4 protein-coding genes are annotated in these 6,127 nt (G+C 73.7%); 2 read left to right on the top strand and 2 right to left on the bottom strand.

Annotation, left to right across the window (positions count from 1 at the left end; genetic code table 11):
- Positions 1 to 100 precede the first annotated feature (100 nt).
- Together AB0M08_RS14435 and AB0M08_RS14440 are read right to left on the bottom strand one after the other, a co-directional pair.
- Complete coding sequence (locus AB0M08_RS14435) at positions 101 to 1,117, bottom strand: GNAT family N-acetyltransferase (RefSeq protein ID WP_364492566.1); 1,017 nt, start codon at positions 1,115 to 1,117, stop codon at positions 101 to 103.
- A 129-nt stretch (positions 1,118 to 1,246) separates the two neighbouring features.
- The gene (locus AB0M08_RS14440; RefSeq protein ID WP_364492567.1) at positions 1,247 to 2,272 is read right to left on the bottom strand and encodes a lytic murein transglycosylase; all 1,026 of its coding nucleotides are present in this window, start codon (positions 2,270 to 2,272) and stop codon (positions 1,247 to 1,249) included.
- Positions 2,273 to 2,692: 420 nt separating this feature from the next.
- On the opposite strand from AB0M08_RS14440, the gene AB0M08_RS14445 reads away from it, so the two are divergent.
- Both AB0M08_RS14445 and AB0M08_RS14450 read left to right on the top strand, forming a co-directional pair.
- Positions 2,693 to 2,908 (top strand): zinc ribbon domain-containing protein, encoded by a 216-nt coding sequence (locus AB0M08_RS14445; protein ID WP_364492568.1) that lies wholly within the window; start codon positions 2,693 to 2,695, stop codon positions 2,906 to 2,908.
- A 528-nt stretch (positions 2,909 to 3,436) separates the two neighbouring features.
- On the top strand, positions 3,437 to 6,031 hold the full coding sequence (locus tag AB0M08_RS14450; protein ID WP_364492569.1) for an adenylate/guanylate cyclase domain-containing protein: 2,595 nt from the start codon (positions 3,437 to 3,439) through the stop codon (positions 6,029 to 6,031).
- Positions 6,032 to 6,127: the final 96 nt, after the last annotated feature.

Genomic DNA, 6,127 nt, shown 5'->3' on the forward strand with positions numbered 1-6,127 from the left:
GGGCCGTCGCGCGCCGCAAGGCTCTGGCTGGTGCTCAGGGGTGTCTCGCTTCGCTGAGACACCCCTGAGCACCAGCCAAAACCGCAACCCGGGCTCGGGCTCAGCTGGACTCCAGGCGCTGGACGAGCTGGGTGACGTCGGCGATGTACTCGAACCAGTCGCGGTCGGACTCGTACCCGAGCTCGGCGTTGACCTTCAGCATCGACTCGTTGTGCTGGGCGTTCCAGGTCTGCACCTGGCCGAGTCCGGGCTCGGCGCCGCGCAACTCGAACAGCATCCGGGCCTTGATCGCCCGGTCGATGCCGTAGCCCCGGTGCTCGCGGACCACGATCGTGTCGTACTGGTCGGCGCGCTCCGGATGCTGGGCCGGCACCACCACCTCGGTCAGCCCGGCGACCGCGCCGGTCGCCTCGTGGATGGCGAGCACGATGTACGGCTTCAGCCCCCGCCGGTGCAGCGTCTCCAGCGAGTCGCGCAGCCGCTGCGGGTCGGACGAGCGCGGCGTCAGGTCCAGGTCGTCCTCGTCGTGCTGCGCCTCGGCCTTGGCCCGTGCGTACGCCTCCATGAGCACGTCGCTCGGCCCACCGGGGTGGTACTCGATGCGGTATCCGGAGCCGAGGCCGTTCGCCATCGCGGTGAGCGCCGGCCAGTCGACCGTCTCCAGGTTGAGCACGCTGCGGGTCTCCACGTACTCCCGCTCGAAGCCCAGGGACTCGTAGAACGCGATCGCCGGGGTGCCGCCGATCGCCTCCACCCCGATCGAGGAGAAGCCCTCCAGGTACGCCCGGCGGGCGGCGACCGCGATCAGCTCCCGCCCCAGGCCACGGCGGCGCAGGTCGGGGCGGACCATCACCTCGAGCACGCCGATGTCGCCGAGCAGCAGGATGCTGACGTGAGCGAGGATCTCCCCCTCGCCCTCCGGCACCCTGTCGTCCTCGGCGATCCAGCTGATCCGTCGCTCGCCCGGCATGGTCTCGGCGAGGTAGTCCTTCACCTGCACGTCCCGCCAGGGTGGATCGCCAGGGAGGTCAGCAGCCAGGACCGCGTTCACCGTCTCCACGAGCGAGTGGATCTCGTTCGCGGATGCGGAGCGGGGATCCCATTCACGAATCCTCACCCGTACATCGTGCCGTTTACCTGACTTTCAGGGAAGTGCTGACCACGCAAAAGTACGTGGATCCTCACTGACCGTCGCCGGTGTGGCCGTTTTTGATCGGAAAGCCACCGGAATTCGGAAAGCCGGAATTCAGGAGCGGCTGCGGGTGCCGTAGTCGTCCGCGGCGGCGAAGACCTTCTGCGCGTACGGCCGGAGTGCGTTATACGACAGGATCGCCTCCCACCACGAGTCGGCCTTGGACATGTCGCGCCCGCCCTTGCAGAGGTACGTCGCCGCGGTCAGCGCCGCGTCGTCGATGTCGCTCGGGTTGGCCACGCCGTCCCGGTCCGCGTCGATGCCGTTCTCCCGCCAGGTGGAGGGGATGAACTGCATCGGCCCGACCGCCCGGTCGTAGGTGGTGTCGCCGTCGATGGTGCCCTGGTCGGTGTCGGCGATCAGCGAGCGGCCGCCCTGGCCGTCCAGCGGGAGGCCGTAGATGGTCGGCTGGGCCACGCCGTCCACGCCGAGGACCGCGCCGTTCGCGCTGCCGTGGTTGGACTCGATCTCCCCGATCGCGGCGAGCGTGGTCCAGCTCAGGTGGCAGGACGGGGTGGTCTGGCCGACGACCAGCTCGGCGTACCCGTACGCCTGGACGGCGACGACCGGGATGCCGACCTTGGTGCCGATCTGCTGGGCCCAGCCGGCGAGCGCGTCGGCCGGCCGGGCGGCGCTGGTGGTGACCGCCGCGGTGGGCAGCCCGGCACCGGCGCTGAACGTCGGCACGACGGCCGAGACGGCCGGCACCGCGGCGCTCGCCGTCGGGTAGGCCGGCACCGCGCTCGCCGAGAGGACCGGCGCGGCGACCTCGGCGGCGGGGGAGGCGTTCGCGGCGGGGGAGGCCTCCAGCGCCCGCGGCACCAGGTAGGCGCCCGCGGTCCCGGCCAGGCCGAGCAGGAGCACCACCACGACGCCGGGGACGATCACCCGGCCGCTGGGCCGCCGGGACCAGGCCAGGGCCGACCGGGGCGCCCGGCCGACCGCCCGCACGCCGCGCCGGGCCAGACCCGGCTGCCGGGGCGGGAAGACACTCTCCACCGGAGGGGCCGGCAACGCCGGGTTCTTCTGCGGCGCGGCGAGACTGTCCGCGCCCGGCGTGCCCACGCTCGCATCCGGCACGTCCGCGCCCGCATCCTGCACACGCGCGCCCGCATCCTGCACACGCGCGCCCGCATCCTGCACGCCCGCGCCCGCATTCGGCACGCCCGCGCCCGCATTCGGCACGCCCGCGCCCGCGGAGGGCGCGGTAGGCGATCCGGCGGCAGGCGCGCCCGTACCCGCGGCGGGCGGCGGGGTGGGCACGTCCACCGCGGGGGGAGGAACGGCGGCAGGGGAGGCGGTGGGAGAGCCGCCGGGTGTGGCGGGCGACGGGCCGGTAGAGGGTGCCGCCGCGCGCAACTCGGGCCGGTCTGCTGGGGTCTTGGGTGCCTCCGCCACGGGCACGACCCTACCGGGATCAGGTCGATGGCGGGGACCTCGGTGGCCGCCGATGGGAGACTCCCGGTGCGTGTTCGCCCACAGGCCGCCTACGCTGGTGCGATGCCGCGTTACGAGTTCCGGTGCCGCGCGTGCGGCGCCACCTTCGAGGTCAGTCGCCCGATGCGCGAGGCCGGCGAGCCCGCCGCCTGCCCGGACGGCCACGCCGACACCGTCAAGCTGCTGTCCACAGTCGCCGTCACCGGCGCCCGGCCCGGTGGCTCCGCCCCGGCCGCCCCCGCGGGTGGTGGCTGTTGCGGCGGTGGTTGCGGCTGCTGATTCTCCGGTACGGGTCCGCCCCCGCGCGGGCCCGTCTATCTGACTCGCCGTAGTCATTCAATCCGGTGATTCGACGGCCCGGTCGGACGGCTGCCCTGACGCCTCCGATCCGGCCGGTCACTGTGAGCCACGGTCCGCCGAGCGTCGACTGTGGTCACCGCGGAAATTCAATTCTCACTCTGAGTGCTCGTAATCTTGCTAAGCTCCGGCGAAACCTTCCTGCTCGCGCCGTTTACCCCATTGCCGGGCTGACACGTACGGGTACACCCGAACGGCTCAGCGGTTTTGCCCGAGTGCGTCGTTTCCGCGTTCGATCTCTTTCGTTACGACACGCGTAGTCCCGTATGCCAGCGTCGATTCGGTGGCCGGTTGTCCTTCGTAAGGGGTCGGCCGTGACGGGCAGATGGTTACCGTCCGTTTCTACGATGGGCGGTGACTCGGGGATACGGAAGCATGAGGCGCGACTTCCAAAGGGGGCGTTCAACCGTGTCGGGACGGCGCGAGCTACCCAGCGGCCTGGTGACCTTTATGTTCACCGACATAGAGGGCTCCACCCGGCTGGCCCGGATGCTCGGCGAGGCATATCGCGCTGTGTTAGGTGCACATCGCGCGGTGTTACGCGCTGTGCTGAGCGACTTCGGCGGTGTCGAGCTTCTGACGGAGGGTGACTCCTTCTTCATCGCGTTCGACGACGCCGGGGCCGCCGTCGCCGCCTGCGTCGAGGCGCAGCGGCGATTGTCCGCATACGACTGGCCGAGCGACGACGCGATGCCCCGGGTCCGGATGGGACTGCACACCGGCCGTGCCACGCCGATCGGGGTGGAGTACGCGAGCGCCGAGGTGCACCGGGCCGCCCGGGTCTCCGCCGCCGCGCACGGTGGCCAGGTGCTCTGCTCGGAGGCGACCGCCCTCGCGGTGACCGCGGCGTACACCGGCGCCGGTCCGTCCGGCCCGTCCGGCGTCACGGCCGAGACGCTGACCGCCGTGGACCTGCACGACCTGGGCGCGTTCCGGCTCCGTGGCTTCGACGACGACGAGCGGCTCTTCCAGGTCAACGCGCCCGGCCTGGACCGCGAGTTCCCCCGCCCGCGGACGGCCGAGGCACCCCGGCACAACCTGCCCGCCGAGCACACCTCGTTCGTCGGCCGCCGCGCGGAGGTGGCCGAGCTCGCCGAGCTGATCAGCCACCACCGGCTGGTCAGCCTGGTCGGCCCGGGCGGCGCCGGTAAGACCCGGCTCAGCCTCGCGGTGGCCGAGCAGGTCCTCCCGGCGTACCCCGGTGGGGTGTGGACGATCGACGCCGCGACCGCCGCGCAGGGCCTGCCCACCGTGCTGGCCTCGGCCCTCGGCCTGCGGGCCGAGCCGGGGCGGCCGATGATCGACACCCTGGTCGAGCAGTGCGCCGAGCGGCGGATGCTGGTGATCCTGCAGACCTGCGACGCCGCGCCGGGCCTGACCGCGCAGCTGGCGCACCGGCTGCTCGCCCGCTGCCGCCGGCTCGACGTGCTGGCCACCGGGCGCGCGCCGCTGGGCCTGCCGGGCGAGACGGTCTGGCGGATCCCGTCGCTCGCCCCGGCGGACGCGTTCGCGCTGCTGCGGGAGCGCGCCACCGCGGCCCGTGGCGGGCGCTCGGCCGAGGATGAGCCGCACCTGGCCGCCCTGGCCGCCCGGCTGGAGGGCTCGCCGCTCGCGATCGAGCTGGCCGCCGCCCGGCTCCGGCTGCTCCCGGCCGAGGTGCTGGCCCGCCGCCTGGACGACCCGATCGGCGCGCTGGACAGCGACTCCTGCGGCGAGGGGCGGCACGACAGCCTGCGCAACAACCTGGAGTGGTCGTACCGGAGCCTGGGCGGCCGGGCGGCCGAGCTGCTGCGCCGTCTCGCTGTCTTCGCCGGGCCGGTCGACCTGGACACCGTCGACTGGTGTGGCGAGGAGACGCTCGGCGCGCTCTCCGAGCTCGCCGACAAGTCGCTGATCGAGATGGTGCCGGGCCCGCGGTACCGGATGTCGGATCAGGTCCGGGCGTACGCGCTGCGCCAGCTCGCCGCGGCGGGGGACGAGACCGTGCTGCGGGACCGGCACCTGACCTGGTCGCTGCACACCCTGGAGACGGTGACCGGGGAGACCGAGGGCGCCGAGCGGACCGTCTCGCTGACCGAGCTGAGCCCGTACGTCGCGGAGTGGCAGGCGGCGCTGCGCTGGGCGGCCGGCGGTGGCGACGCCCGGGCCGGACTGCGCCTGGCCGGTGCGCTCGACCCGTGGTGGCGCGAGCACGGCGGCGCCCGGGAGGGGCGTGAGCTGCTGCGCCTGCTCTATCTGCGGGCCGGCGCCGACGCGGAGCCGGCCGAACTCGCCGGGGCGTACCTGATCCACGCCGGCCTCGCCGAGGAGAGCGCCGAGCGGGAGCGGTTCCTGCGCCTCGCCGAGCTCTCCGCCCGCCAGGCCGGTGACGCCGGGCTGCTGGTCCGGGTGCTGGTCGCCCGCCGGGTCCGGCTGGACGTCCGGAACGACGCCGCGACCGAGCGCTCCTGCCGGTCGGTGATCGCTCAGGCCGAGCGGGCCGGCGCGCCGAACGCCGCGCTCCCCGCGGTGCTGGCCCTGGCCGAGCTGCTCTGGCGCCGGGACTCGCTGGCCGACGCCGCGGACCTGCTCGGCGCCGCCCGTCAGCTGGAGGCCGCCTGTCCCGAGGATCGCGGCCGCCGGGCGGTCGACTGGATGCTCGGCATGGTCGCTCTGCGCCGGGGTGACCTGATCGCGGCCCACGACCACCTGGTGGTGGCGCTCCGCTCCCGGCTGCGGCACGGTTTCCGGGGCGCGGCGGCGGACGCGGTCGCGGCGATCGCGGTGCGCTGTGCGCTCGGCGGCGACCACGCCACCGCGACGGTGCTCTTCGGCGGGGCGGAGGCCGCACGCGGGGCACGGCGTACCGAGTCGTTCGGCGGGTTCTGGTCGGCCCAGCAGACCGCGCTGCGCGTCGCGCTCGGGGACGCGGCCTTCGACGAGGCGTACGCCGACGGCGCGGGCCTGGGCTTCGACCGCATCGTCGCGATGGCTCTCGCCGTCGAGCACCCCGACCTGGAGGACGGCGCCGCCCGTTTCGCCCAGCTCAGCACCCCGGCCAACTGACCCGCCGTCGCGGTTCTGGCTGGTGCTCCGGGGTGTCTGACGCTTGATCCTCCACCTTGAACTGCTGCTGCACGAACCAGCCGGTCGGCTCGTCGG

This window comes from Actinoplanes sp. NPDC051851 (assembly GCF_040681165.1).
GTDB lineage: Bacteria > Actinomycetota > Actinomycetes > Mycobacteriales > Micromonosporaceae > Actinoplanes.

Bases quoted from the DNA above. Each gene is read 5' to 3' on its own strand.
- AB0M08_RS14445 (WP_364492568.1), top strand. From the start codon at position 2,693: ATGCCGCGTTACGAGTTCCGGTGCCGCGCGTGCGGCGCCACCTTCGAG.
- AB0M08_RS14450 (WP_364492569.1), top strand. From the start codon at position 3,437: ATGTTCACCGACATAGAGGGCTCCACCCGGCTGGCCCGGATGCTCGGC.